This is a genomic window from Peribacillus sp. NPDC096447 (assembly GCF_044762725.1).
In the GTDB taxonomy this organism is placed as follows: domain Bacteria; phylum Bacillota; class Bacilli; order Bacillales; family DSM-1321; genus Peribacillus.
In genome coordinates this window covers 153,550-179,814 of record NZ_JBIWEV010000001.1, presented here as the reverse complement: position 1 = coordinate 179,814, position 26,265 = coordinate 153,550, and the positions used below count along the sequence as shown (strand labels likewise).

The 26,265-nt window shown below is 39.6% G+C and carries 24 protein-coding genes, 1 other RNA gene, 1 pseudogene and 1 riboswitch; of the genes and pseudogenes, 21 read left to right on the top strand and 5 right to left on the bottom strand.

Translation table 11 applies throughout. The features are described 5' to 3' along the window. Positions 1-5: 5 nt before the first annotated feature. Together ACIQZD_RS00870 and recU are read right to left on the bottom strand one after the other, a co-directional pair. A complete protein-coding gene (locus tag ACIQZD_RS00870) occupies positions 6-2,753 on the bottom strand; it encodes a PBP1A family penicillin-binding protein (RefSeq protein ID WP_402897341.1) in 2,748 nt (915 codons plus the stop codon). Between the two features lie 27 nt (positions 2,754-2,780). Continuing rightward, the gene (recU, locus tag ACIQZD_RS00865) at positions 2,781-3,392 is read right to left on the bottom strand and encodes a Holliday junction resolvase RecU (protein ID WP_402897339.1); all 612 of its coding nucleotides are present in this window, start codon (positions 3,390-3,392) and stop codon (positions 2,781-2,783) included. Between the two features lie 142 nt (positions 3,393-3,534). On the opposite strand from recU, the gene ACIQZD_RS00860 reads away from it, so the two are divergent. From ACIQZD_RS00860 to ACIQZD_RS00845, 4 genes are all read left to right on the top strand, one after another. After that, on the top strand, positions 3,535-4,482 hold the full coding sequence (locus tag ACIQZD_RS00860) for a DUF2515 family protein (RefSeq protein WP_402897337.1): 948 nt from the start codon (positions 3,535-3,537) through the stop codon (positions 4,480-4,482). A gap of 356 nt (positions 4,483-4,838) precedes the next feature. Further along, positions 4,839-5,114, top strand: coding sequence for a hypothetical protein (locus tag ACIQZD_RS00855; RefSeq protein ID WP_101222373.1), 276 nt, complete (start codon positions 4,839-4,841; stop codon positions 5,112-5,114). 69 nt (positions 5,115-5,183) lie between these two features. Beyond that, positions 5,184-5,552, top strand: coding sequence for a YppE family protein (locus tag ACIQZD_RS00850; protein ID WP_402897335.1), 369 nt, complete (start codon positions 5,184-5,186; stop codon positions 5,550-5,552). 77 nt (positions 5,553-5,629) lie between these two features. Further along, positions 5,630-6,208 carry a YppG family protein gene (locus ACIQZD_RS00845; protein ID WP_402897333.1) on the top strand — a complete coding sequence of 193 codons (579 nt, stop codon included), beginning with the start codon at positions 5,630-5,632 and terminating at the stop codon, positions 6,206-6,208. Between the two features lie 69 nt (positions 6,209-6,277). On the opposite strand, the gene ACIQZD_RS00840 is transcribed toward ACIQZD_RS00845, so the two are convergent. Further along, on the bottom strand, positions 6,278-6,727 hold the full coding sequence (locus tag ACIQZD_RS00840; RefSeq protein ID WP_402897331.1) for an Hsp20/alpha crystallin family protein: 450 nt from the start codon (positions 6,725-6,727) through the stop codon (positions 6,278-6,280). A gap of 141 nt (positions 6,728-6,868) precedes the next feature. On the opposite strand from ACIQZD_RS00840, the gene ACIQZD_RS00835 reads away from it, so the two are divergent. From ACIQZD_RS00835 to ACIQZD_RS00785, 11 genes are all read left to right on the top strand, one after another. Then, positions 6,869-7,633: an alpha/beta fold hydrolase gene (locus ACIQZD_RS00835; protein WP_402897329.1), complete on the top strand. Its 765-nt coding sequence runs from the start codon at positions 6,869-6,871 to the stop codon at positions 7,631-7,633. 120 nt (positions 7,634-7,753) lie between these two features. Continuing rightward, complete coding sequence (locus ACIQZD_RS00830) at positions 7,754-10,030, top strand: DEAD/DEAH box helicase (protein WP_402897327.1); 2,277 nt, start codon at positions 7,754-7,756, stop codon at positions 10,028-10,030. A 36-nt stretch (positions 10,031-10,066) separates the two neighbouring features. After that, the gene (locus tag ACIQZD_RS00825) at positions 10,067-11,323 is read left to right on the top strand and encodes a ribonuclease H-like domain-containing protein (protein WP_402897325.1); all 1,257 of its coding nucleotides are present in this window, start codon (positions 10,067-10,069) and stop codon (positions 11,321-11,323) included. Positions 11,324-11,775: 452 nt separating this feature from the next. Next, positions 11,776-12,285, top strand: coding sequence for a CotD family spore coat protein (locus tag ACIQZD_RS00820; protein WP_402897323.1), 510 nt, complete (start codon positions 11,776-11,778; stop codon positions 12,283-12,285). 64 nt (positions 12,286-12,349) lie between these two features. Next, the gene (locus ACIQZD_RS00815; RefSeq protein ID WP_137020775.1) at positions 12,350-12,901 is read left to right on the top strand and encodes an SLOG family protein; all 552 of its coding nucleotides are present in this window, start codon (positions 12,350-12,352) and stop codon (positions 12,899-12,901) included. Positions 12,902-13,104: 203 nt separating this feature from the next. Next, positions 13,105-13,416 (top strand): cell division regulator GpsB, encoded by a 312-nt coding sequence (gpsB, locus tag ACIQZD_RS00810; RefSeq protein WP_061463822.1) that lies wholly within the window; start codon positions 13,105-13,107, stop codon positions 13,414-13,416. A gap of 80 nt (positions 13,417-13,496) precedes the next feature. After that, positions 13,497-13,886, top strand: an RNA gene (rnpB, locus tag ACIQZD_RS00805) — RNase P RNA component class B. 606 nt (positions 13,887-14,492) lie between these two features. After that, positions 14,493-15,641 (top strand): THUMP domain-containing class I SAM-dependent RNA methyltransferase, encoded by a 1,149-nt coding sequence (locus ACIQZD_RS00800; RefSeq protein WP_402897320.1) that lies wholly within the window; start codon positions 14,493-14,495, stop codon positions 15,639-15,641. A 193-nt stretch (positions 15,642-15,834) separates the two neighbouring features. Further along, positions 15,835-16,035, top strand: coding sequence for a cold-shock protein (locus ACIQZD_RS00795; RefSeq protein WP_034307871.1), 201 nt, complete (start codon positions 15,835-15,837; stop codon positions 16,033-16,035). A 211-nt stretch (positions 16,036-16,246) separates the two neighbouring features. Next, on the top strand, positions 16,247-18,163 hold the full coding sequence (locus ACIQZD_RS00790; RefSeq protein ID WP_402897317.1) for an ATP-dependent DNA helicase: 1,917 nt from the start codon (positions 16,247-16,249) through the stop codon (positions 18,161-18,163). Positions 18,164-18,296: 133 nt separating this feature from the next. Then, positions 18,297-19,814: a carboxypeptidase M32 gene (locus ACIQZD_RS00785; RefSeq protein ID WP_402897314.1), complete on the top strand. Its 1,518-nt coding sequence runs from the start codon at positions 18,297-18,299 to the stop codon at positions 19,812-19,814. Between the two features lie 112 nt (positions 19,815-19,926). On the opposite strand, the pseudogene ACIQZD_RS00780 reads toward ACIQZD_RS00785, so the two are convergent. Beyond that, positions 19,927-20,698 (bottom strand): annotated as a pseudogene (locus ACIQZD_RS00780) (transposase); the annotation flags it as partial. Positions 20,699-20,748: 50 nt separating this feature from the next. Between ACIQZD_RS00780 and ACIQZD_RS00775 the strand changes: the two are divergent. From ACIQZD_RS00775 to ACIQZD_RS00765, 3 genes are all read left to right on the top strand, one after another. Continuing rightward, positions 20,749-21,075, top strand: a complete 327-nt coding sequence (locus ACIQZD_RS00775; RefSeq protein ID WP_402897312.1) for a hypothetical protein — start codon at positions 20,749-20,751, stop codon at positions 21,073-21,075. Between the two features lie 68 nt (positions 21,076-21,143). Next, positions 21,144-21,245, top strand: a riboswitch (purine riboswitch). Positions 21,246-21,407: 162 nt separating this feature from the next. Beyond that, a complete protein-coding gene (locus tag ACIQZD_RS00770) occupies positions 21,408-22,007 on the top strand; it encodes a xanthine phosphoribosyltransferase (RefSeq protein WP_402897310.1) in 600 nt (199 codons plus the stop codon). Then, on the top strand, positions 22,000-23,313 hold the full coding sequence (locus ACIQZD_RS00765) for a nucleobase:cation symporter-2 family protein (RefSeq protein WP_402897308.1): 1,314 nt from the start codon (positions 22,000-22,002) through the stop codon (positions 23,311-23,313). The genes ACIQZD_RS00770 and ACIQZD_RS00765 overlap by 8 nt, the downstream gene beginning before the upstream one ends. A 416-nt stretch (positions 23,314-23,729) precedes the next feature. On the opposite strand, the gene ACIQZD_RS00760 is transcribed toward ACIQZD_RS00765, so the two are convergent. Next, on the bottom strand, positions 23,730-24,134 hold the full coding sequence (locus tag ACIQZD_RS00760; RefSeq protein WP_402897306.1) for a chemotaxis protein CheX: 405 nt from the start codon (positions 24,132-24,134) through the stop codon (positions 23,730-23,732). Positions 24,135-24,319: 185 nt separating this feature from the next. Between ACIQZD_RS00760 and ACIQZD_RS00755 the strand changes: the two genes are divergently transcribed. The 3 genes from ACIQZD_RS00755 to ACIQZD_RS00745 all read left to right on the top strand — a co-directional run bounded on the left by ACIQZD_RS00755 (position 24,320) and on the right by ACIQZD_RS00745 (position 26,259). After that, on the top strand, positions 24,320-25,408 hold the full coding sequence (locus tag ACIQZD_RS00755) for a type III polyketide synthase (protein WP_402897304.1): 1,089 nt from the start codon (positions 24,320-24,322) through the stop codon (positions 25,406-25,408). After that, positions 25,408-25,938 carry an isoprenylcysteine carboxyl methyltransferase family protein gene (locus ACIQZD_RS00750; RefSeq protein WP_402897302.1) on the top strand — a complete coding sequence of 177 codons (531 nt, stop codon included), beginning with the start codon at positions 25,408-25,410 and terminating at the stop codon, positions 25,936-25,938. The genes ACIQZD_RS00755 and ACIQZD_RS00750 overlap by 1 nt, the downstream gene beginning before the upstream one ends. A 156-nt stretch (positions 25,939-26,094) precedes the next feature. Further along, positions 26,095-26,259, top strand: coding sequence for a hypothetical protein (locus ACIQZD_RS00745; RefSeq protein ID WP_402897300.1), 165 nt, complete (start codon positions 26,095-26,097; stop codon positions 26,257-26,259). Positions 26,260-26,265: the final 6 nt, after the last annotated feature.

Genomic DNA, 26,265 nt, shown 5'->3' with positions numbered 1-26,265 from the left:
TATATTTATTCCGTATCTTTGTTTGGATCTGGGTCCGGGTTAGGGTTAGGGTCAGGGGTCTCGCCTGGTTTTTCCTCTTCTACCGTTCCAGGGTCAGTGACATCATCCCCGCCTTCGACGTCCCCATCACCATTATTGCCAGTTCCATCATCAGTGTTGTTGCCATTACCATTACCAGTTCCATCATCAGTGTTGTTGCCATTACCATTATTGCCGGTGTTGCCGTTATTTTCGTCATTGCCATTATTGCCGTTTTCGCCATTGTTATTTTTGTCTTCGTCTTGCTTATCTTCTTCGCCTTCAGCAGGCGTTTCTTGTTCCGGAACTTCACCTTCGGCCGGATCTTCAATCTCCTCGTCCTCAGTATCCTCAGGAGCTTCCGCTTCAGCAGGTATTTTGACAGATGTACTCGCAGGATCACTTTGTTGGTTATCCACTAAAGCCACCACTGAGAAAGTATATTTACTGCCAGGGGTTGGATTAGGGATCGTTAAACTAGTATCCTTCGATTTTTTTAATACGCTCTCTGCTCCGCCATCAACGGACATCTTAACCTCGAATTGGGTATTCCCATTTCCTTTAGGATATGACCATGATAGATTGATTTCATTGCTTTCCTGATTGTAAGAAGCGTTAATGCCAGGTGAGTCGATTTTTTCATATTCTGTCGTCACTTGTGTCGGTTCGTGACCTTTAACATAATATTCATAAGTGATTTTACTGCTTGGTGTGTATTCATTGGCTTTAACAGCTGGATTCGAACCTTTGATGACTCCAACCTTCACAACGCTGTCAGGTTGATCAAAGTCTTTAGTTTCTTTTGATTGAGCCATATGTTCCATTAAATTCTTAAAGATGGATTTAGGGATCCTTTGAGATGATTCACCCAGATATTCCATTTTCTCACCAGATGCATTATCATAACCAGCCCAAACCGCGACAGTATAATTGGTTGTATAACCTGCCATCCAGCTATCTTTTACACCGGAAGATGGGATGTTGTTCGCTGCACGCTGTTCAGGCGTGAAATTGGTTGAACCCGTTTTACCGGCTACAGGGAGACTCGGTATATTGGCTAACCTTCCTGTTCCATAAGGTTCTTTCATAACGCTTTTCAACATATCCGTCACGATGAAAGCTGTGGAATCTTTCATGACCGGTTTTGATTCCGTCTTGTTTTTAATGGTTGTTTTATCACGTAAAACAATCTTTTTAACACTATGCGGCTCATTATAAATACCGTTGTTTCCGAATGAACTGTAGGCTCCGGCAAGTTCGAGTGTAGAAACATCCTTACCGCCGCCCAATGCTGCCGATTCGGTGATTTCCTTGTCAAAAGGAATGCCAAGTTCAGCAGCAAAATCACGTGCCCGGTCCAAGCCGACTGCTTGAAGCGTTTTTAAGGCAGGGATATTTAATGACCGAGCAAGTGCTTCACGAGTGGTTACAGTACCATAATGTCGTCCGGAAGCATTTTTAAGCGATGTTCCATCACTGTAAGTGTATTCCTCATCCTTGATTTGATGGTAGGTGGACCAATTTAAATATTCTACGGCAGGACCATAATCCAGAATAGGCTTAATGGTCGAACCAGGTGATCGCTTGGCATCCGTTGCATAATTCCAGCCGCGTTTAACCGTCGTGTTCCTGCCGCCGCCCACTGCTTTGATTTCACCAGTTTCTGTATCGAGTAATGTGACTCCGGCTTGGAGATCTTCACTTGGATAATTGATGATTTCATCACTATTCAACATGTTATAGACATATTCTTGGGCATCTTTATCGATTGTCGTTTGGATTTCCAAACCATCGGTAAAGACGTTATAGTCACCCATATCCCCGACTTCCTCAATTACCAAATCGATGAATGCATCGTATGCCGTCGTATCGATTTGACTCTTATCGATTTCTTGAAGTCCCTCTTTTATATCGATGCTTTGTGCATTTTTCATTTCCGTTTCGGTGATATATCCATGTTTATTCATTAAGTGCAGGACAATATCACGGCGTTCTTTTGCACGTTCAGGGTATTTATACGGGTCATACCTGCTTGGACTTTGCGGTAATCCTACAAGCATGGCCGCTTCGTTCAATTTTAATTCGTTTAGATCTTTTCCATAATAAGTTTGCGATGCAGTTAAGATTCCGTTTGCGCGGTTTGCAAAGAAAATCTTATTCACATACATTTCAAAAATTTCTTCTTTTGTATATTTTCTTTCAAGCTGTATGGATAGCCACATTTCCTGGACTTTCCTTTTGATGGTCTTATCAGGTGTTAAATAAGAACGCTTGATAACCTGCTGGGTCAATGTACTTGCACCCTCTGAGCCGAATCCGTTTTTGAAGTTGGCTATGACGGCACTGCCCAGACGTAAGAAATCGACACCGTGGTGTTCATAAAATCGTGAATCTTCCGTTGCCAGGAAAGCTTCTTCGACAAGGTCGGGTATGTCTTCATAATTTACATAATCCCGGTTTTCCTTTCCGATTTCAGCTAGCAATTTACCATTTTCATCGAGGATCTTGGATGTGACCGGATCTTTCAAAAGCTTTTCGTCAAGTTTTGGAGCGTCGCTGATAAAGTAAGCCATTGCAGCTCCCCCGGCAACAAGGCCTATTATTCCGATTGTAACAAGTATAAGGAAAATTCGCTTAAGCATATTTGTTGGCTTTTTAGGACCTGTTTTCTGTCCCTTTTTTTGAGTCTGCCCCTGCTTTCGGCGTTCTTCTCTAGTATTATATTTTTCAGCCATTACAGCTAACCTGCCTTTCTAAAAAAACTAAAAATTTTCTGCGATGAGCGAATCTACTACTTTAATATAGTCAATTCTCGGTTGAAAGCCAAGAGTAATCTTTCGTGAACTGCTTTCAACCTCTTGAAGAGTTATAGATTTGCGCCCGCCTTCTTTCATTCTCTTCCAATAAAAACTCAGTTGTTCAGAACTCATTACATATATATCATCCATTGCTGAAAACCGAATGATCACAAATGCAATTCCGTCATGCTGAACGATTTGTTTCATATGTTCAATTTGATGGTCATGAAAATTCTTCAGAGGGAACGAACTGCTGTTTTTTGTTTCTTTTGCCTCAAAATCAATGTACTTTCCTTTATAAACACCATTGTAATCGGTGGTCGATGCTTGTTTGAAATAAGCTTCTTTAATGACTGCGGCACTTCTTTTCGGATAGTGGACATCAACAATTTGAATGGGTGTCGGTTTTTTATGGATGACGGCAATGCCGTGTGCTAAATAATACTGATTGGTTTCGTTCAAATCGTCTTCCAATGTTTTTCCCCGGTTGCTGTAACTGATTTTTTTAAGTGGGCTTTTCTTTTCTTTCATAGCCTGCGGTACAAATCTTCGTCCGTTGGGATAATGAAATGCCACTTTTACCCCTCCTTTTTTTCACTTATCTATATTAGCAAAAAAAGAATCCAAAATGTGAATAAAAAGAATTGTTTCTTAGAACGATAGGATTTATGTACAACTATATGTCACAATTCATCGCTATAGAAAGGCGGACACATAGATGCGAATATTAAAGACGGAAAAGCAATTGCTACATTCCATAAAAGCTCAAACCGCTAAAGGGAATAGGGATAATATATCAAGGACAAAGGCATATGAACGATTTTTCAAAATGCATCCCGAAATACAATGGTCTTTTTTAGCGGGGATGGTTTCTAGAAATGCAGGCTGGAATATGTGTGATCTTGAAGGGATTTGGTTTTCCCATTTGCTTGGCCAGAAATACAGGCATCTCTTATTCCTGACGTATGAAGAAGCCAACTGGAGAATATTCCAAGATGCTTATCCGCAATTACTTCTCTATCATTATTCGACGAAGTATGGACGTCCTTTGTTTCACTTATGTCATTATTTTTTTATTACCAAATTCATGACGAACGAATGGTATTCCTTTTGGAAACATGGAAATCGGGAAAAATTAGTCACTGCGCTTATCATAAATGAACAAAACATCATAGAAGAACCGGTTATTAAAAAACAATCTTTCGTATTTCATTCACTATTATTTTTCCTGCAGGACTGGATGCATTTTAGCACCGTTTTATTTCCTACTTGCAATGGAGAACTGTATGGCTCGTCCGTTTCGCATTTTAGAAATATCGATAAAAGGATTGAATTGGGGAAAAGGTTGGCCGGCCTTTTATTTTCTGAAGAATTGTTTCCGCTATTCTATGAATTTTCCTGCAGGACAGAACCAACGGGGGCCAGGTATGATTATGAACAATATCGAAAAAATCCTAGGTACCATGAAACCCCGATGCTGAGGGGAGTATATCCATTGATACATCATCAAGCAGGGATGACAGAGCAATGGGATATGATAAAAAAGGTTAAAAAAAAATGGTTCATTGAACCCATATGGGAAGAAGACCCGCATTTGACCGATTGGTATGACCATAAACAAAAGCAGCTGCATACGGCAGCAATAATCAAAAATTGGATTTTATAATAGCAAACAGGGAAGGCGTCGTGTATGCCTTCCCTGTTTTATCGGTCAGTATTTATGTCTTACGTAGAGGGGCGGTTTTCTCCGCTAAGCTTCGGGTTTCCCGTTCCTGCCTTTTTAGTGGGCGGCTTTTGTCGTTTTTCGTTTTTTTGCTGTCTGCTTTCATTCGACTGCATAAAATCACCTCCTGTCTGTATTCTTGTTTAAAACTTCATTCTTCATTCTGCCATTGTTGTCGAAGGGCATAATAAATTAAGCGAATTGCACTTTCTTTGCCGATTCCCTTCTAGTTTTGTCAGTCATGAAGGGCTTTCTGATTAAAAAAAGAATAGTACAGGTAAAGAATGGGAGGGATCAGCATGGTCAATAAAAGTGTCGCAACAGAGGAGATATTAAGGATGATAGCTGAGATCAGTACCAGCCTGGATCGTTTGGAAATTTCATATGGGGAAACTGTAAATACAGTGCGGTGCAAATTATGGGCGGAGCAATATACATTAGTTAACGAAGCCCAGGAAGCCATTGAGAAAGCCGAGGATTATTGGGTAAATGCTGAAGGTGTAAACCATTCCTTTTCCATTGTCCCGAAAAAAACAATAATAAAGCACAATGTTCTCACTGAATTGCACGTATAAGCCAGAGGAATATCATTTTATAATGAACTGGATTATAATAAGGGAAACAATTGTGCGGAGGAATATATTGTGCAAAAAGAAAAACTGCAGCTATTAACAGAACAATTAATAAAATTTACGGACCAAGCGGATGATATCTATGAGGGTGTACGGAATGAAGGAAAGGAAAAGGATTTTTTTTCGGAAGTCAAGCCGTTTGCAGACCAGGTAAGGACCGCATGTATCGAATGGGAAGCCGGAATGAAGGAGTGGATGAAAGAAATCGAATTTAGGCATCTTTTCCCCGAGCAAATCGAACAAACCGCCCATAACCTTTCTGATGTGGCCGTACAGGCATTTTTTCCTAAAACGAGTTATAAGCGATTTAAAAGCCATATTCAATCGGTGGAATTCATCCTTAATAATGTAAGAACGGAAATCAATCGGATTTTATCATAAAAATACCTACACTTTATTATCCCTTTTTTCATATATTATCAGAACCATGTAATGAAAAAAGAGGAGGGCTCATTGACATGATGAGATCCGGTTTTAACCAAATCTCCCCAAATCAAGGACAGTTTCCTCAATCAATGACGGAATATTGGGGAGGGTACCAGCAGCCAATGCCGTATCCTCCGCCCAATAATCATGAACAACCATTTATGTATCCATATCATCTCCAGGATACAGGGGGCTATATGACACCATATCATGATCCTTATCAGCAAGCGGCCTATCATCCATTCCAATCAGTCCAGCAGCAGGCGATGCCTGTGGGAGCTTATCCGGGCAGCAGTGTAATGCAGCCAATGGCACAAATGCAGCCAATCCAGTCCAATCAGCAGCCGCAAGCTTTTAGTCCGTTCGCCAATCCGTTACAGCCAGCTAAAAGACCTCCGCAAGGTCAGCAGCAGGCTCATAATCCATATCCTAAGCAGCAGTTCATGCAAAAACCCCAGCCATCGGGTTTCAAATCGGTCATGAATCAATTCAAAACACAAGATGGCTCGATGGATATAACGAAGATGATGAATACAGCTGGACAAATGATGAATACAGTTTCTCAAGTATCTTCAATGGTCAAAGGAGTAGGGGGCTTCTTCAAAGCTTAGATGGTGAATAAAGGAAAAGCAGACTTACAAGTGACCCAGCCACTTTATTAAGTCTGCTTTTATTCATGTCTAATGGATTTCAATCCGATTCCCCCTGATTTTGGGTAGCTGAAGCGTGAGGATGCCATCGCGATGTCGGGCGGTGACTTTTGCTTCATCAATGGGTTTTGGAAAGGAAATGGTTCTTGAAAGAGTACCTGCTGAAACTTCTTTTTGAAACATTCCTAGATTTTTATGTCTTCTATCTACTTGCTTTGCAGTTATGGTTACGGCATGGGCCAGTACATCAATTGATATTTGGCTGCGTGCAATTCCAGGCAAAGTGGCGGTAAGGGTATATTCTGAATGCGTTTCGTGAACATCAACCGGAAAGCTGCGTTCTTTCGCCGAACCGAAGAAATCGTCAAGAGATTGCAGCATGCCTTTAGGAGGCCTTTCGGAAAACAGCCGATCCATTTTGTTAATGAAATGGGTAAAGGGTTCTATTCTCCGATTATTATTTTTTTCAGAAGAGGTCATCACGGTGCTCCTTTCTAAAAAATTCCTTTGCCTATAGGCTATGTGAGAAATGAAGAAATGTGAATGCACTGTTGGGTTTCAGATAAAGGACTATAGGGAATAACGTTACTGAATGATTAGAAAAGGAAATGAGGGATTTATATGACAGATAATGGCAAGCTTTCCTACATAGATACCGGGAAAGGAAATGAAACATTGTTGTTTATTCATGGATTTTGCGGAAGTCATGAATATTGGAGTGACATCATTGCTGAATTAAAGGCTGAATTCAGGGTTATTGCCGTTGATTTACGGGGGCATGGTGCAAGTGAGGAAATAGGGGAATCTTTCTCGATTGAAGATATGGCTGCTGATATTGCGTCATTACTGGACGAACTGGAAATCGGAAAGGTAAATATGTTTGGTCATTCGCTTGGGGGATATATCACCTTGGCGTTTGCAGAAAGGTTTCCTGGGAAATTGTCTGGTTTTTCATTGGTACATTCTACAGCTTTGCCGGATGATGAAACTGGAAAGGCTGGGCGCTTAAAATCTGTCGAGAAAATCAAAAGTGAGGGAATTCCTGCTTTCATTGACGGACTTATACCAAAGCTTTTCGCTAATCCCGAAGATTCCAATATTGAACAAACTAAGGAAATCGGATATAAAACAAGTGAAAGCGGTGCGATAGGGTCTTTACATGCCATGAGGAACAGAATAGACAGAAATCATGTACTCAAAGATACAAAGTTGCCTGTCTTATTGGTTGCAGGTGAAGAGGATAAGCTAATTCCCGTTGAAAAAACCTTTTCTGTAAAAGGAAGCCATATCCATGAAGTTATACTCAAGGGCAGCGGCCATATGGGAATGCTTGAAGCTCCAAGCAGATTACTCGAAGAAATCATTCGCTTTGTCGAAAAGAATTAATTGATAAAAGACCGAGCTGGAGACGGGATGTTGCCGTTTCCAGCTTTTTTTTTGAATAGGAAATAGTTTCCCTTTTGCATAGAACGTTCATTCGGTAGAATAGGAGTATGAGGTGGTTATATGAAACTGCGAAAAAATTTACAAGAAGTTATTAAGGATTTAAAAACTAATGAGGATTTTAAAGATAACATCGTACATTGGCAAGTAATTGATGCGAAAGAGGCAAAACATGTCCCTTTTCCTGCTGCAATGAATGATAAGATCAAGCATGCTCTTGAAATACGGGGGATAAATGGATTGTACACCCATCAGGCAACTGCATTTGATACTGCTGTCAGTGGCAATAGCCTTGTAGCGGTCACACCAACAGCTTCTGGTAAAACATTATGCTATAATTTGCCGGTCCTTCAAAAAATACTGGAAAATGAAAAAACCAGGGCGCTTTATATATTTCCGACAAAAGCGCTGAGCTATGATCAAAAAAGCGAATTGAATGAAATGATTGATGAAATGGATGCTAAGATAAATAGTTATACATACGACGGGGACACACCTTCAAACATCAGGCAAAAAATCCGCCAGGCCGGGCATATCGTTATCACCAATCCTGATATGCTCCACTCCGGAATCCTGCCCCATCACACGAAATGGGTCTCTTTGTTTGAAAACTTGAAGTTTGTGGTCATTGATGAACTTCATATTTACCGCGGCGTTTTCGGAAGTCATACAGCCAACGTCATAAGAAGGTTAAAAAGGATCTGCAAGTTTTATGGAAGCGACCCTGTATTCATCTGTACTTCCGCTACGATCAATAACCCAAAAGAGTTAGCAGAAGAGCTTACGGAAAAACAAATGGTCCTTATCGATAATAACGGAGCACCAAGTGGGAAAAAGCATTTTGTATTTTATAATCCCCCAATAGTCAATAAACCGCTCAACATACGAAGGAGTGCGGTGTTGGAAGTCAGGAAGCTGGCAAATGAATTTTTGAAAAATAAAATACAAACCATCGTTTTTGCGCGAAGCAGGGTTCGAGTGGAAATTCTATTGACGTATTTACAGGAACTTGTGTCAAAGCAATTGGGGCCAAAATCGATCAGGGGCTATCGCGGCGGATATCTGCCAACACAGCGTAGGGAAATTGAACAAGGCCTCAGGGATGGTTCCATTTATGGGGTGGTTTCCACAAATGCACTTGAGTTGGGTGTCGATATCGGCCAGCTTCAGGTTTGCATAATGACCGGTTACCCTGGATCCATATCGAGTGCCTGGCAACAGGCTGGTCGAGCAGGAAGAAGGCATGGTGAAGCATTGATCATCATGGTCGGCAGTTCCAGTGCCCTTGATCAATATATCGTACAGCATCCCGATTATTTCTTTACCAGAAATCCAGAAACTGCAAGAATCAATCCAGATAATCTTTTGATCTTGGTTGACCATGTAAAATGTGCAGCATACGAGCTGCCATTTAAAAAAGGCGATACATTTGGGAAAACAGAGATTATGGACGTTTTGGAATTTCTTACGGAAGAAAGGGTCTTACACTTAAATGGTGACAAATGGCATTGGATGAATGATGCTTTTCCAGCAAGCAATATCAGCCTGCGTTCAGCGGCACAGGAAAATGTCGTGATCATCGACCAAACGAATGCACCGGTTAATCGGGTCATAGGGGAAATGGATACATTCAGTGCAATGACCCTTCTTCACGATGAAGCCATTTATTTGCACCAGGGAATTCAATTTCAGGTGGAAGAACTTGATTGGGATGAAAAGAAAGCATATGTACGTGAAGTCAATGTGGACTATTATACGGATGCTAACCTTGCCGTTCAGCTGTCTGTATTGGAAGTCGATAAACAGCGCACTTTCGCTTCCACAGCAGCTGCTTTTGGTGATGTCGCAATCCGGGCGATGCCTACGATATTCAAAAAAATCAAATTCGAAACTCATGAAAATATTGGTTCAGGTCCAATCAGTCTCCCTGAGATGGAACTGCACACGAGTTCGGCCATGCTTTCCATGGATCCTGATATATTTAAGTGGGACGAAAATCGAATAGAACAAGGAATGATAGGTGCGTCGCATGCGCTTAATTACATGATTCCGCTATATGTTATGTGCGATCCGCATGATATTCATGTTTATCCGCAGGTTAAGGCAGCGCATAATGAAAAACCGACCATTTTTATCTATGATAGTTATCCGGGAGGCATAGGGTTAAGCGATAAAGTATATGAAAACTCTGAAGTCATTCTGCTGGAAACAATATCAATGATCGAAAATTGCACTTGTGAAAGCGGCTGTCCTTCCTGTATCGGGACGGAATCCGCAACGAAAACAGCCAAGAGTGATGCCAAACAATTATTAGGTCAATTTTGTAAGCAAAAACATTAATAGATTGCATTGATAGGTGAAAAGAGGTGTAATTTCATGTCTTTAAAAAATAAATTGAACCGTATGAAAACGCATATGAACCTAGGGAAACAACCTTCTCCTGTAGAAGAAAATGACCAGACAGTGAATGAAGAAATTCCTTACTTTGAAAAGTGGCTGGAGAACGATACCGATTCCTTTCATTTCGACGGTGACTATTGTTTCATTAGGGAAGTCCGCTACCCTATAAATCACAAACACGGGTTATATGAATTTTCCGAGCTGAAAAAGGTCGTCAAAGAATGGAATCAAACTTCATTGGAGCATCCACTTTCCGCCAAGGGCGTTAAAAGTGAAGATCTGTTTTTCTTCGATACGGAAACGACAGGGCTAGGAGGCGGAGCCGGCAATACCATTTTTTTACTAGGGTATGCCTATTTAGAAGGTGAAGAAGTAGTCGTGAAGCAACATATCCTTCCGCAGCCTGGAAGTGAAATACCGCTTTATCAAAGCTTTCTGGAAAACATCAATTACGAAACGCTTGTCACATATAATGGTAAATCCTTTGATTGGCCCCAGCTAAAAACGAGACATACCTTGATAAAGGAACATGTACCAAAACTACCGGAATTCGGACATTTCGATTTGTATCATGCTTCAAGACGCCTATGGAGAAACAAATTGGAACGAGTGAAATTATCAGCTGTCGAAACAGATATTCTAGGTGTACATAGGGAGGATGATATTCCTGGATATTTGGCACCGATGATTTATTTTGATTTTGTTGAGAGGAAGAATCCGGAAATACTGTTTGGAATCATGAAGCATAATGAATTGGATATCTTATCATTGATCACTTTGTATATTCATTTGTCCCGAAAAATCCTCCAAATCGATGGATATACGGAAGAGTCCATGGAAATTGCACGATGGCTTGCTTATTTGGGGAAAAAAGAGGAGTCAGTTGAGACATATCAAAAAATATTGGAAGCGGGTAATGAGGAAGATCGGATAATAGCTGGCCATGCATTAGCCTTCCAGAAAAAGAAGCAAAAACAATTCGATGAAGCTTTGGAAATTTGGAAGGAAGTCGCCTTAAAAGGGAATGTGCAAATTAGGATACAGGCACAGATTGAATGTGCAAAATTATACGAACATCAATTTAAGGACATCGGTCATGCTCTAAAATGTTCGATAATCGCGCATCAAGAGATGGTTAGGGAAGGGACCGCCCTGGGGAAAAAACAGTTGGAATTGGAAAAGAGGATCCGGCGGCTCGAAAAGAAAGAGGAATCAAAGGATATTTCTGTATAAGATAAGGGACCGAGAATCTTCTTTTAGTGCAAAAGGCCGAAAATAAAAAATATGTATACAATTATTGTAGCCTTCAACTATTGTGTGTAAAATGGAAAGAGTTGAGGGTGAAATTCCGAAGCGTTATTTCAGGCCTTTACATCATATAAAATTAAGGTGAAAGCGGAGCGGAGAAATGTATAAAACGACTTTATTTCTATTTTTTGTAGTCCTTTGTTTAACGATAGTTTTGTTTACTTCATTAAAAGACAGTCTCTATTCCTTTTTATAGAACCCTCATTTCATTTGAAGGTTAGCCAGATATAATAATGATAGTGTACTTATTGACACCATACATCGTTTTATACTTATTCTGTATAAATAGGTCATTTCATCAGTACACGTATCCCCTTTTTCTCATAGTCTGTAATGGTAAGACTAAACTTATCATGATGAAAGGGGACGTATTATAAATGTATTTTCGTAATTGTGGAGGAAATAACCCCCATGTAATGGGCGCATCCAACAATGTAATGGGCGCATCCAATAACGTAATGGGCGCATCCAATGTAATGGGAGCATACGGGAACGCACCAGGAGTAATGGGCGCATCAACTGGTAAAAACTCCAACGTAATGGGAGCGTCAACTGGTAAAAACTCCAACAATGTAATGGGGGCGTACTCTAATCCAATGCCAACTGCTGTGTCTCCAGCGCAATATGGTCCAACACAAACATCTCCATCTCAAGTTGCCCCAGCGCAAGTCTCTCCAACACAGCAATATGTCAATACGAATGTATCGAACACAGTGATTCCTGTCGTTCATCCATCACATACTACAAATGTGAATAAACATGTGAACACGTTTAAGCATTACTTCCCGCATACTCAATCCGTGGTGAATGAGTGCTATAATCAACACTTGATTTGTGGAAGGCCGCCGCAAAACCCATGCTGTCCGCCTAGGCATTTCGGATACTGAAAAATAAGGGCTATTAAGCCCTTGTTTTCTTACATAATCATGTTAAAAGGAGATTAGTCTAGCGATGAAGGTTTTGTATATGACGGGCTACAAAGCTTTTGAATTCGGGATATTCAAAAATGACCATGAAGCCGTAAAATATATAAAGAAAGCGATGAAGGAGCGTCTCCTGCCATTGGTGGAAGACGGGCTCGAATGGGTGATCATCTCAGGTCAGTTGGGTACGGAACTATGGGGTGCCGAAGTGGTGTTCGAATTACAGGAAGAATATCATCAGCTTAAATTAGGGGTGCTTACCCCTTTCCTGAAACAGGAAGAGTCATGGAACGAGACGAATCAAGATTATTACCGATCCATATTGGCCCGTGCCGATTTTGTTGAGTCCATTTTCAACAAACCATATGAAGGGCCACAACAGCTGAAAATCAAAAATAGGTATATGGTCCATAAAAGCGATGCCATGCTCATCATTTTCGAAGCTGAAAAAGAAGGATCAGCCCGATATCCTTATTTCGAGGCGATGAAAAAGGCGGAAACACAGCCATACCCCATCTTTCAGATAAACTTTGATGATCTGCAACTGGCTGCGGAAGAAGCCAGCTGGTCCGAAGAATGATGGAGTGAAAATAATTATGGATTAAAAGTTGTTTCTAAAGCATAATCATATTATGATGAAATTTAGATACAGATTTAATGGTAATACATACCGTTCTCTGAAACAGTAAGCTTACAAAATGGTGTTTCGTTGACAAACCCAAGCAGATTTGAAAAAATAATAAAAAGTCGATTGTATTGGCGAAAGTATTGAGGTGAAGTCTTATGCTATCCGATAAGATAAAATTAACGGCTAAAGATATTCTTGAAAAAGATTTTAAAACAGCCATGCGCGGTTATAAACCTGAAGATGTGGATCAATTCCTGGATCTGATCATTAAAGATTATGAAGTGTTCCATCAGGAAATTGAAGATCTAAAACAAGAAAATCTTAAATTGAAAAAACAAGCCGAAGAGAGTACAAAACGTCCAAATCAACCTGCTCCAAGTGCCACTCCGGGAACCACTAACTTTGACATCCTTAAACGGTTATCCAACTTGGAAAAGCACGTTTTTGGTAACAAGCTTTTTGACTGAGATTTTGCATTGTAAAAGTGAAAATGATTTTGGTATTGTGTTTTCGTGAATAATGGAGTATAATCAATTGTGTTATGTTAACGTTTGGGTAATTGCTGCTGCATTTATGCAGTAGAGGAAAGTCCATGCTCGCACGGACTGCGATGTCCGTAGTGTTCGTGCCTGGCGAAAAAATAAGCTTGGGCAGCAATCTTGGATTGCTGACGGCTGGGAAAATGCCTAAGTCCTTTTGGATATGGCATGAATACCTATAAAAGTGCCACAGTGACGGAGCCTTTACAGAAATGTAAAGGGTGGAACGAGGTAAACCCCACGAGCGAGAAACCCAAATTAATGGTAGGGGCGCTTTCTTCCTTGGAATTGAACGAGGAGAAGGACAGAAGCACTTGCTTCTGTAGATAGATGATTACCGCCGAAGTACGAGACGCGAGTCGCTTGCAGTACTGAGGAACAAAACATGGCTTACAGAACGTTATCATATAACACCAAAAGCACAACTCTCCTTTTAAAAGGGGAGTTTTTGTTTATGGAGAATGCCCTATTATAAAAAGATTGGGCATTTCCATTTATTTTTCGTTTTCTGAAACGCGGCTGTGTTAAACTTAAAACTTGGCAAGTTTTTCATTGCGTTCGAATGATTAGGAAAATGACTTAAATGAAGTCTGTCGGTAACGTTTTTAAAAATAGTGTTGGAATGTTAAGCATTTCTTTGATTCTGGGTATCCTATTTATAAAGGTTCCTTAACTCTTCTGTTAGCCCTAAAATGAAGGTATCAAGACAGAATTTCAAACTTCAGGATAATGGATGGGAAGCATACATAATTGGTTGGATGATTTAATTGCAGCGTGTATCCTAAGGTACATGGATAATTGAGAAAAGCTTTAGTTCACGGTGATTAATACGCAACATGATCATGATATAAGCTAGGCAAACAATGGCTAACTGAAATATAAAAACGCGGTGGACCATAAGGTTTACATGTAAAAAATCAATGCCTGATTCTAAATACATAAATAAAAGAAATTCGGGAAAAGGTGCCATTGATTTGGATTAATGGAAAGAAGGTGCAGGATTAATGAAACAATTCGATATAATTGCAACATCAGCAATGGGATTGGAATCAATTGTTGCCAAGGAGGTGCGGGATCTTGGTTACGATTGCCAAGTAGAAAATGGTAAAATCACCTATAAAGGGGATCAATCCGCCATTGCCCGCTCTAATTTATGGCTGCGCAGTGCCGATAGGGTAAAAATTAAAGTCGCGGAATTCAAAGCATATTCATTTGATGAGTTGTTTGAAAAAACTAAGGCCTTGAATTGGGAGGATTACTTATCAGCCGATGTCGAGTTCCCCGTGAGTGGAAAATCCGTTAAGTCAAAGCTATACAGTGTCCCTGATTGTCAGGCTATTGTAAAAAAGGCGATTGTTGATAGATTGAAAAGTAAATATAAGCAAGTATCTTGGTTTGCAGAGACAGGCCCTTTGTTTAAAATTGAAGTGTCTATTTTAAAAGATGTAGTGACACTTACCATAGACACTTCAGGTGCAGGTTTGCATAAAAGGGGTTATCGGACAGGGCAGGGAGAGGCGCCCCTAAAAGAAACATTGGCTGCTGCGTTAATCATGCTGACCAATTGGAAACCGGATAAACCTTTCATAGATCCATTTTGTGGATCTGGAACGATTCCCATCGAGGCGGCCTTAATTGGGCAGAATATAGCACCTGGGTTTAACAGGGAATTCGTTTCTGAAACCTGGTCATGGATGGACAGCAAGGTTTGGGATGAAGCGCGGATTGAGGCTGAAGATTTAGCTGACTATGATCAATATTTGGACATAACCGGTTGTGATATTGACCATCGAATGGTCGATATAGCTAAAGCGAATAGTTTTGAAGCCGGTCTTGGTGATCTGATTGAATTCAAACAAATGCAGGTAAGGGATATCTCGACCAAGAAAGAGTATGGTGTCATTGTCGGGAACCCGCCTTATGGAGAACGTCTTGGTGAGAAAAAAGCGGTAGAGCAGATGTATAGGGAAATGGGCCAAGCCTTCAAGAAGCTTGATACATGGTCGGTATACATGATTACCTCCAATCCTGACTTCGAACAGCATTACGGTAAGCCTGCAACGAAAAAAAGGAAATTGTTCAATGGTTTCATCCGTGCTGACCTTTATCAATATTGGGGGAAAAGGCCGCCAAGGCAGCCTCAAGGTGAATGAGTAGGTAGAATATAATGGAGGATTTTGCTAGTCAGGACGATTTATTCATAATAGGTTCCAGTCTTGCTTATCATTTCCTTTTCTGTTATTCTAATAATGAATTATTTTTGTTCAGATTTAAGGAATACCTTAATATTATTTTGAGCAAGGATAGTAATATAATGTGTGGAGAACACACTAGGAGGCAACAAAAATGGAACAAGGTAAAGTAAAATGGTTTAACGCAGAAAAAGGTTTTGGATTCATCGAACGTGAAGGTGGAGACGATGTATTCGTACATTTCTCAGCTATCCAAGGCGAAGGTTTCAAAACACTTGAAGAAGGCCAAGACGTTACATTTGATGTAGAACAAGGTCAACGTGGACCACAAGCATCAAACGTAAACAAAGCTTAATTCAACCCTATATTATTTACAGACAGGCTCTCTTGGAGCCTGTCTTTTATTTTACGAATCGGGCAACCAGATAGCATACATACATATTACCTTTCATTCTGATAATAGGTAAATATCTTGACTACTAATGTGAAATAAAGGATAATATACTTTTGCCTAAGATAATAATGATTCGGATTCTATATAATGATGATAGATAAAAGGGGAGACCATGATGCTTAAAACACTGCCTTTTTCGGTAACAAAGGAAGATTCTTTTTACGATAAGCTTTCAGAATGGATCGGTGATGTTTTTTACGATATTCTTCCCGAAAAAGGATTTGAGCTGCGTGACGAACAAATCTTCATGGCTTTTCAGTTAGAAAAGGCCTTTAAAGAAAAAAATGTAAGTTTTGCTGAAGCAGGGGTAGGGACCGGTAAGACTTTGGTCTATTTACTATATGCGATTTGTTATGCGAGATATACGAATAAACCGGCAATTATTTCATGTGCAGATGAAACGTTGATTGAACAGCTTGTCAAAGAGGAAGGCGACATCCAGAAAATCAAGAATGCTTTAGGTATTGAAGTGGATGTTCGGCTTGCCAAATATCACGATCAATATGTATGTCTTAAGAAATTGGATTATGCTGTGAATCATGAGGATTCAGAGGGGATAGATCAGCTCTATGATGAACTTCCCAAGTTTGTTCATGATAACTCATCCATGAACGCCTATACAGCATATGGGGACCGTAAACAGTATCCATATTTAAATGATGAAGACTGGTCTAAAGTTGGCTGGGATCAGCTTCAAAACTGTTTTACTTGTGATAAACGCCATCGTTGTGGGCAAACCCTATCACGGGACCACTATCGTAAATCAAGTGATTTAATCATTTGTTCACATGACTTCTTCATGGAGCATGTATGGACTAAGGAAAAGCGTAAGCGTGAAGGACAGTTACCATTACTGCCTGATCATAGCTGCGTTGTCTTTGATGAAGGTCATCTTTTGGAATTTGCTGCTCAAAAGGCTTTAACTTATAAAGTTGGGGAACAAACCCTTGCTTCGGTTCTGGAATTGCTTACAGCAAATCAGGTTCGTGAAGAAACCTTATACATCATCGAGGACTTAATTGATATCAATGAAGAATTTTTTGATTTGTTGGATGAAAAAGCGATACATGTCAGCGGATCTAATCGTTATGAAATCCCGATGTCAAAAGAAATAACAAGCTTTGCCCAAAAGCTTCATAAAAAGGTTGAAGAGTTAGAGGAGAACCTTGTTTTTGAAGCGGAAATGTACACGATTAATGATTATGATTTAAAAGTGACGGAAGAGTATTTAGAGCAGCTGGGCTACTCCCTTTCTCTATTTGTGAAGGATGAACAGGCCGTTTCCTGGTTTGAAGAAAATGAAATGACCAAAACATTGGTGATCATGCCAAGGCTAGTGCAGGATATCTTGTCTGAACAGGTATTCTCGAAAAAAATCCCTTACATTTTTTCATCGGCAACATTATCGGATAATAAATCCTTCCAATATATTGCAGATAGTTTAGGGATAGAAAAGTATGACAGCTTTTCCGTTGAATCACCATTTGATTACGATGAAGTCATGAAAATGAACATGCCGGTCTTCGAAAATGGAGATCAATTGGCAAAACTACAATATACAATGAAGACAATTGAGGAAAATGAAGGTCGAACACTAGTGTTATTCCATTCAAAAGAAGAATTGCAATGGTTCAAGGAAAACTGCCCAATATCATCCTATCCATTTTATTTTGAAGGGGAAGCGGAAATCAGCGAGCTTGTTAAGAAGTTCCAAGAGGATGAGCAATCTGTCCTTTTCTCCTATCATTTATGGGAAGGTCTTGATGTTCCAGGACCTTCATTACAAAATGTAGTGATACACTCGCTTCCATTCCCGCCTCGCGATCCGGTTTTCGAAGCCAAACGTAACTCGGTTACCGATGCATTCGAAGAAGTGGATCTTCCATACATGCTTCTTCGATTGCGCCAGGGAATAGGGCGTTTGATCAGGACGAGCAATGATTCGGGAACCGTCCAGATTTTGATTGAAAAGGATCTTTCGGAACATGTGAAAGAGAAGATTGTATCCATTCTTCCTGTAACGATTTAAATAAAACCCAATCCAAAATGAGAGCCAAGGGAACCCCTTGGCTCTTATTTATTTGAATTTATTAACCGGAGTGGTTCTGATATGAAAGACTTTTGTATAATATGGTAAAGTGTAGTTGGAAGGAGCAGTGAATATGAAAAAAAAGGGTATAGATCTGATAGAAAAAGAGTTTAAAGAATATGTAAAGAAAATCTCGGCTTATAATGAAGCTCTCGCGTTAATTTTTTGGGATTTGCGTACAGGTGCACCTAAAAAGGGAGTTGAGCAGCGTTCCGAAGTTATCGGTATGCTTTCCTCCGAAGTGTTTAATATGAGCACAAGTAAGGAAATGGAATCCTTCATTGCAGAACTTTCGATGGATAAAGCCATTCTTAGTGAATCGACGAATAAAATGGTACAAGAGTGTAAAAAAGAGTTTGAAAGGAATAAGAAAATTCCTGCGAACGAATATAAGGAATTCGTCATTTTACAATCGCGTTCTGAAAGTGCATGGGAAGAGGCAAGGGAAAAAGCTGATTTTTCTTTATTTCAACCTTATCTGGAGCAAATTGTAGCATATACCCGCAGGTTCGTAGAGTACTGGGGATATGAAGGGACGAAATATAATACCCTTTTAGACATATATGAACCAGGCATGACTGTGGATATACTCGATGGCGTATTCAGTGAGCTTCGGTCGAGGATCGTTCCCTTGGTAAAACAGATTGCAAAAAGCGAACATAGACCGGAAACAGCGTTCCTATATAAAGAATTTCCAAAAGAAAAACAGCATCAACTCAACTTGGAGATTTTAAAACAGCTAGGATACGATTTCAAGGCTGGCAGGCTTGATGAAACAGTTCACCCTTTTGAAATTAGAATAAATAGGGGTGATGTCCGGGTGACGACCCGATACGATGAAAATGATTTTAGGGGGGCAATCTTTGGTACCATTCATGAATGTGGACATGCCATTTATGAGCAGAATATCGCCGAAGAGTTAACCGGAACACTTCTCGATAGCGGGACATCAATGGGGATCCATGAATCACAATCTTTGTTTTTCGAAAACTTCATTGGACGGAACCATAGCTTTTGGAAAAATAAATTTTCCTTATTAAAAGAATATGCTCCCGAACAATTCCAAGATGTGACGCTGGATGAATTTTACCGGGGCATTAACGAATCAAAACCATCGTTCATCCGTATTGACGCAGATGAACTTACGTATCCTCTACATATTATGATTCGGTATGAACTGGAAAAGGCCCTCTTTAATGGGGAACTTGAAGTGAAGGATTTACCGGAAGTCTGGAATGAAAAATACAAGGATTATTTGGGAATTGTGCCTGAAAATGATGCAATGGGCGTGTTGCAAGATGTACACTGGGCAGATGGCAGCTTTGGTTATTTCCCTTCTTATGCATTGGGATATATGTATGCAGCCCAAATCAAGCAATCGATGCTTAAAGATTTGCCTGATTTTGATGAACTATTGGAAGCGGGTGATATTGAACCAATCAGGAAATGGCTTAATGAAAAAATACATAAATACGGAAAAACAAAAAAGCCTCTGGAGATTTTGAAAGAAACGACAGGGGAAGGCCTGAATGTTCAGTATTTAATAAAGTATCTTGAAAATAAATATAAAGAAGTTTATAAAATCAAATGAATCAAAGAAGAAGGACTTGGATTAAATCTCAAGGCCTTCTCAGTTTGTGAGGGTTCGGAATTAAAAAATTCCGGACCCCTTTTTAAATTCCATTTAAATTTCCGCTTAAAGTTATGAGATTAGGGCTCAGTGGCTCAAAGATATGACTGTTAGCTGTATTCCCAGGTGTTACAATCGTATCCCAACACAAAATCGATGCGGTCTGCAGCCGCGTGAAATGCAAACTGTTTTATTCGTTCATCTTTCTCATAGTAGTCACTCTCAGAATCAGTTGTACTTTCTTTAATTTCTTTGGTTTCTCCCTTATCAATTTTTTCAGGTGGAAAAAGCTTCTTCCCAAGGTTTGTCCGATCTTGATTTATTTTATCTTGAAGGCGTCCTTGATACACTCGTGTTTCCTTAAGAACGATTTTCTTTTTAAATTTCTGCTTATTCGCGCTAGCTTTCACATGTGTGGAATCGACGAATACGTGCTCTTAATAACTTTCTTTCACAGCTGTCATCAAGATACGATAAAAAATCTGTTCAAACAGGTCTGTATCTTTAAAGCGTCGTTCATAATTCTTCCCGAATGTTGAGAAATGAGGCACTCATAGAATCCATTGCCTAATAACCAACGGTAAGCCATATTTGTTTCAACTTCTTCAATTGTTTTACGCATGGAACGAATTCCGAAGATATATTGAATGAAAGTCAGTTTAACTAATATAACTGGATCAATACTTGGGCGCCTACCTCTGAATACATATCTTTCACCAAATCATAAATGAAAAAGAAGTCAATGGCAGCCTCAATTTTATGAACCAAATGGTTCGCTGGGACCAGTTATTTAAAGTAATCATTTCCAGTGGATCTCGCTGAATAGAATCATGTTTAGAAAGCATCCTCATCCCCTCAAGTTTTATTAATTTATTATCTAAAAGGTAAAACAAAGTTGATTGGAGCGGGTGTGCGAGACTCCTGCGGGAAAAGCGAGTCCAGGGGAGACCCCGCAGACGCAGGCGCCGAGGAGGCTCCCGGACCGCCCGCGGAAAGCGAGTGCCTGAAGAGGAAATCAACGGTCAAATTGACAAACCATAAAAAAGAAGAAGGACTTGGATTAAATCTCAAGCCCTTCTTCTTTTTTATGGGTCGCTACAAAAACGCATGGTATAATACCAGTAAAATGGAATATGATGTTTTTTTGATAGGAAATCCAAGTTATTTAGGTTTGGTGATTTCGCAATTTTCTAATAATACGAATAATAATTTATTTTTTTAATTTAAAGTTCGGTTTTTTATGGAAAATTACTTTTCAAAAAGAGCCAGCGTTGGTATAATTCATATATTAATAAAATATAATGTTTCACTCGTATAATAGCAGGGATAAGGCCTGCAAGTTTCTACCGGATTACCGTAAATAATTCGACTATGGGTGAGTAATAGATCTTGTTGCGTAAATGAAGGCTTTTGCTGATTCATTTTTCATTCATGCCCAAGAAGTATTGCTTCACTCCAAAAAAGTGCCGCAATGTTTCTTGGGCTTTTTTATATGCCGGGAAATAATAGTGTGGTTTATGGATCAATAAACATCCAAGATTGGGAGGAACCTTCATGCAACTTTTAAAGGAAAAAATCTTGTCCGAGGGTCAAGCTTTATCAGAAGATATTTTAAAAGTAGATTCATTCTTAAATCATCAAATGGATCCTATGCTAATGAAAGAAATTGGTAAAGAATTCGTTAAACGTTTCGAAAACAAGGAAATCACGAAAGTGCTGACAATTGAATCATCAGGCATTGGTCCTGGTTTGATGGCTGCTTTGGAATTGGAAGTTCCGCTTATTTTTGCCCGTAAACGTAAATCACTTACTTTAACAAATGATTTAGTGACGGCGTCCGTTCATTCCTTTACAAAAAAAGAAACGAATACCATTACGGTTTCCAATAAATATATTGAAGCTGGAGATAAGGTCTTGATCATCGATGACTTCCTTGCGGTCGGACAGGCAGCCAGGGGCTTGGTGGAAATCTGTAAGCAGGTTGGAGCAGAAGTGGCCGGAATTGGGATCGTGATTGAAAAAGCATTTCAAAGTGGTGGTAAGGATCTTAGGGAACAAGGTTTCCAAGTGGAATCACTTGCACGAATTGCTGAGTTGAAATTCGGTGAGATAACGTTCGCTGAGGAAAAGGAAGGAGCAGCCGTCAATGTCTAATCAATCACCATTAAAAGTTGCTTCGTTAGGATTACAACATGTTCTCGCCATGTATGCCGGTGCAGTCGTCATTCCATTGATTGTCGGTGGGGCGCTGGGATTGACTGCAGCGCAGTTAACTTATTTAGTTTCGATAGACATTTTGATGTGCGGGATAGCGACTTTATTGCAAGTGTGGAAAAATAAATTCTTTGGAATTGGGCTTCCGGTCGTCCTAGGCTGCACATTTACAGCAGTTAGCCCGATGATTGCAATTGGTACGCAATATGGAATCAACTCCATTTATGGATCTATTTTGGCGTCGGGATTGATCGTCATTATCATTAGTAAGTTCTTCGGAAAACTGGCAAGGTTCTTCCCGCCCATTGTCACTGGATCGGTCGTATTGATTATTGGCATTACGCTTATTCCTGTTGCCATCAACAACCTTGGTGGAGGCCAGGGAGCTGCTGATTTCGGAGACTTGAATAATGTAGCTCTTGGTTTTGGAACTTTGTTATTCATCATATTCATGTATAAATTCTCGACGGGATTCGTACGCTCCATTTCTATTTTATTGGGGCTGTTAGTCGGAACCTTTGCGGCTTCCTTCCTTGGAAAAGTCGATTTTAGCTCAGTGGTCAGTGCCAATTGGCTGCATATGCCACATTTTTTCTACTTTGGAACTCCGACATTTAACGTCACGGCAATCATTACAATGACATTGGTGGCGATCGTCAGCTTGGTGGAATCGACTGGTGTTTATTATGCCCTTGGTGAAATCACGGACAAAGAGATTTCAGAAGACGATCTAGCTCGCGGATATCGTTCTGAAGGACTTGCCATCATGATTGGCGGTTTGTTCAATGCGTTTCCGTATACAGCTTTTTCACAAAATGTCGGCTTGATTCAATTGTCAGGCATTAAAACAAGAAATGTCATATACACAACAGCCGGCATTCTCATTTTCATCGGTTTTGTTCCGAAAATTGGTGCATTCACGACAATTATCCCTTCATCCGTGCTTGGCGGTGCAATGGTTGCGATGTTCGGGATGGTAATTGCCGCTGGAATTAAGATGTTGAGCAAAGTGGATTTTGCCTCTCAAGAAAATTTATTGATCATCGCTTGTTCAGTAGGTATGGGACTTGGAGTGACGGTCGTTCCTGAGTTATTTGCGCAAATTCCGGAAAGCTTTCAAATCTTAACGGAAAACGGTATTGTAGCCGGAAGTTTGACAGCCATTTTCTTGAATATCGTCTTTAACATCGTCCCTACAAAAGGCAAAGTGAAGGAATCGCGTATTGAAGGGCAAAATGTAGCCTGATTAAAAATAGTTTCGGTAAACTTGATAGATTCACCCATTAAATGCCCAAATTTCTCAGGTGATGAGGATTTTGGGCATTTTTTCATTTAGGCCGAATAATATTATTGATAATGAAATTGGCGTTTTGTCAGATAAAAGGAAACTCTCTTCACTTTTTGAATATATTGATAGTATATGTTCAGGAAAGTAGTGATAGGGATGGAGAAAAAATATTGTATTCATTGTCGGACCATTCTAAGCCAGGAGTATAGGTGCAGTGTGTGTGGAAAAGAGGAGTTTCAAAATATCATTATACAAGTGCAAAATCAATCTTCAGTAAAGAAGGAAGAATGAAAGTGCCCCCTTACCGATTATAGGTAAGGGGGTTTTATTGTTTCGTGATTAAATTTCGATCATTAAGATGATCTGAAGAGTTCCTACGCCTTCCAATGAAATGGGTAAATGGATTGCTTCATGAAACCCATACATTTTGGTATTGTCCACAATGACGGTAGGCAGTATCCATGCTCTCCTGCTAAAGAGGTGGCAATATTACCGGCAAGCATGTTACCGAATGCTGCTGCAAAAGATTCAAGCATTTCACCTTCTAACGGCATGCCAAACATGCTTTCACCTATATTACTCATGCATCCGTTAATCCCCTCAATCATTATTCTCCCACGGATATCCCCTGCCATGTCAATAAGGACGCTAATGGATTCCTGTTCGAAAGGCTGTCTTATGAGGTAAGGCTTTTGAATGTCCAAAGTGAAAGGAATAACGGACTTAACGGCCAGGATGGTTCCATTTAACAATTTTGTGATTATAGTGTTGATTTCCACTCGTTCCTCCACTTGTCTGGTTATGTTCTCTATATTTATCAAATTTATAGTCTTTTTTACTTATTTTTTAAGAAAAAAAGAAAAAATATTATAAAATCCCGATAAATATAACCATTTAGCTATAAAGCATAATTGATATCCTGGTGGGTATATTAACCATATCATGAATAATCAGGGGTGGAATCATGCCATATTTATTATCTGCATCACATATAAAGCTGCCATATTTACTCTCACAGGAAAAGATCATGGAATTTTCGAGAGAAATATTTGGAGCATCATTTAAAAATATAGAACGGTTACTAAAAGCCTTTAAGAATGGGCAAGTGGAAAATCGATATTTTTCAAATGATCTTGATTGGTTTAAAGAGGATCATTCTTTTGCCGATCGTAATGATTTATATATTGAACAGGCAGTCAAGTTTGGGAAAGAAGCTATAGAAAAATGCTTAGCCAACAGAGAATTTTTAAAAGAAGAACTGCAGGCAAACGAGCTAGATGCTTTCTTCTTTATTTCAAGCACGGGGATTGCTACCCCGACCATTGATGCCAGGATAATGAATGAAATTCCATTTAACCCGCATACTAAAAGGATTCCGATTTGGGGGCTTGGCTGTGCAGGGGGAGCGAGTGGCCTATCACGTGCTTTTGAATATTGCCAAGCATACCCGACGGCGAAGGTCATTGTTTTAAGTGTGGAGTTATGCAGTCTGACATTTCAAAGGAACGATATCTCCAAAAGTAATTTAATTGGAACTTCCTTATTTTCTGATGGAGTAAGCTGTATTTTGGTTTGCGGTGATGAAGTGCCGAATGAACAGTTTTCAAAAAAAGTAAGACATTTGCAATTTTTGGATTCTCAATCTACGCTTATGCCGAATTCATTGGATGTAATGGGTTGGGATGTTAAAAATCAAGGATTATACGTCATTTTTTCGAAGGATATCCCTACAATCATCAAGGATTGGCTTAAACCGAATGTTCAAGAGTTCTTAATGGAGAATGGATTTGATCTAAGTGACATAAAAGATTTCATCGCTCATCCTGGAGGCAAAAAAGTAATCGATTCTTATCACGAAGCCCTCGGATTCGATGAAAGCATGACGGCAGAGTCAATGAGCGTATTGAGGGAATTTGGAAATATGTCCTCAGCAACTATTTTGTACGTCTTGGAGAGGTTTATGCAGCGGGGCGGGAATAAAGGTGAGGTGGGCTTGGCTGCTGCATTAGGGCCTGGGTTTTCATCTGAACTTGTGTTAATGAGGTGGAAGTGATGATCTTTGCCATTTTCATTATCTTGATCGCTATACAGCGCCTGGGTGAATTATATATCGCCAAACAAAATGAAAAACAGCTGAAAGCTGCAGGAGCAGTGGAATACGGTGAGTCCCATTACAGATGGATGGTTCTAATGCATCTTAGTTTTTTTATTGTTCTCATTATTGAAGTGGTCGTGCTTGAAAGGAATATGTCAGGACTTTGGCCAATTTGGCTGACCCTTTTTCTAATTGCGCAGTCAGGCAGGATTTGGGCAATCCGTTCATTGGGAAAACATTGGAATACAAAAATCATAGTGGTTCCTGATGCCGATGTAGTCATTAAAGGTCCTTATAAATATTTCAAACATCCGAACTATATCATAGTCGCAACTGAGATTTTAGTTATTTCCTTATTATTCAATGCATATTATACTGCTATCATCTTTAGTTTATTGAATGTTTGGATGATGACGGTAAGAATCCCGCTGGAAGAGAAGGCATTAAAGGAACATACGGAATATTCTACGGTTTTTAAGGGAAAATAATAAAAAAAATTAATTTCTTATTGAAAATGATTATCGTTCGTGATAAGATTCTAAATGAAGATGAAAATTATTCTCATTCGGATCTCGATAATTTTGTTTAAATAACTAATAACTAATAACTAATAACTAAAAGCTAAACAATATAAGAGGATGGTGTTGGTAATGGTTTGGGTATTCATTTTATTGACAATCGCTACATATGGTTTTGTGATGAAACATGTATTGAATAATATTCAAAAACCGGAAAAGGCAGTAAAACCTTATACCGAGTCACCAATTGAAAACCGAGCTGCTTTTAACCCCACCCCTACAACCAGGTAAACATCC

What these genes read in the sequence shown, in the direction of transcription:
- ACIQZD_RS00870 (WP_402897341.1), bottom strand. Translation starts at nt 2,753, where the DNA reads ATGGCTGAAAAATATAATACTAGAGAAGAACGCCGAAAGCAGGGGCAG.
- ACIQZD_RS00860 (WP_402897337.1), top strand. Translation starts at nt 3,535, where the DNA reads ATGCGAATATTAAAGACGGAAAAGCAATTGCTACATTCCATAAAAGCT.
- ACIQZD_RS00855 (WP_101222373.1), top strand. Translation starts at nt 4,839, where the DNA reads ATGGTCAATAAAAGTGTCGCAACAGAGGAGATATTAAGGATGATAGCT.
- ACIQZD_RS00845 (WP_402897333.1), top strand. Translation starts at nt 5,630, where the DNA reads ATGATGAGATCCGGTTTTAACCAAATCTCCCCAAATCAAGGACAGTTT.
- ACIQZD_RS00840 (WP_402897331.1), bottom strand. Translation starts at nt 6,727, where the DNA reads ATGACCTCTTCTGAAAAAAATAATAATCGGAGAATAGAACCCTTTACC.
- ACIQZD_RS00835 (WP_402897329.1), top strand. Translation starts at nt 6,869, where the DNA reads ATGACAGATAATGGCAAGCTTTCCTACATAGATACCGGGAAAGGAAAT.
- ACIQZD_RS00830 (WP_402897327.1), top strand. Translation starts at nt 7,754, where the DNA reads ATGAAACTGCGAAAAAATTTACAAGAAGTTATTAAGGATTTAAAAACT.
- ACIQZD_RS00825 (WP_402897325.1), top strand. Translation starts at nt 10,067, where the DNA reads ATGTCTTTAAAAAATAAATTGAACCGTATGAAAACGCATATGAACCTA.
- ACIQZD_RS00820 (WP_402897323.1), top strand. Translation starts at nt 11,776, where the DNA reads ATGTATTTTCGTAATTGTGGAGGAAATAACCCCCATGTAATGGGCGCA.
- ACIQZD_RS00815 (WP_137020775.1), top strand. Translation starts at nt 12,350, where the DNA reads ATGAAGGTTTTGTATATGACGGGCTACAAAGCTTTTGAATTCGGGATA.
- gpsB (WP_061463822.1), top strand. Translation starts at nt 13,105, where the DNA reads ATGCTATCCGATAAGATAAAATTAACGGCTAAAGATATTCTTGAAAAA.
- ACIQZD_RS00800 (WP_402897320.1), top strand. Translation starts at nt 14,493, where the DNA reads ATGAAACAATTCGATATAATTGCAACATCAGCAATGGGATTGGAATCA.
- ACIQZD_RS00795 (WP_034307871.1), top strand. Translation starts at nt 15,835, where the DNA reads ATGGAACAAGGTAAAGTAAAATGGTTTAACGCAGAAAAAGGTTTTGGA.
- ACIQZD_RS00790 (WP_402897317.1), top strand. Translation starts at nt 16,247, where the DNA reads ATGATGCTTAAAACACTGCCTTTTTCGGTAACAAAGGAAGATTCTTTT.
- ACIQZD_RS00785 (WP_402897314.1), top strand. Translation starts at nt 18,297, where the DNA reads ATGAAAAAAAAGGGTATAGATCTGATAGAAAAAGAGTTTAAAGAATAT.
- ACIQZD_RS00770 (WP_402897310.1), top strand. Translation starts at nt 21,408, where the DNA reads ATGCAACTTTTAAAGGAAAAAATCTTGTCCGAGGGTCAAGCTTTATCA.
- ACIQZD_RS00765 (WP_402897308.1), top strand. Translation starts at nt 22,000, where the DNA reads ATGTCTAATCAATCACCATTAAAAGTTGCTTCGTTAGGATTACAACAT.
- ACIQZD_RS00755 (WP_402897304.1), top strand. Translation starts at nt 24,320, where the DNA reads ATGCCATATTTATTATCTGCATCACATATAAAGCTGCCATATTTACTC.
- ACIQZD_RS00750 (WP_402897302.1), top strand. Translation starts at nt 25,408, where the DNA reads ATGATCTTTGCCATTTTCATTATCTTGATCGCTATACAGCGCCTGGGT.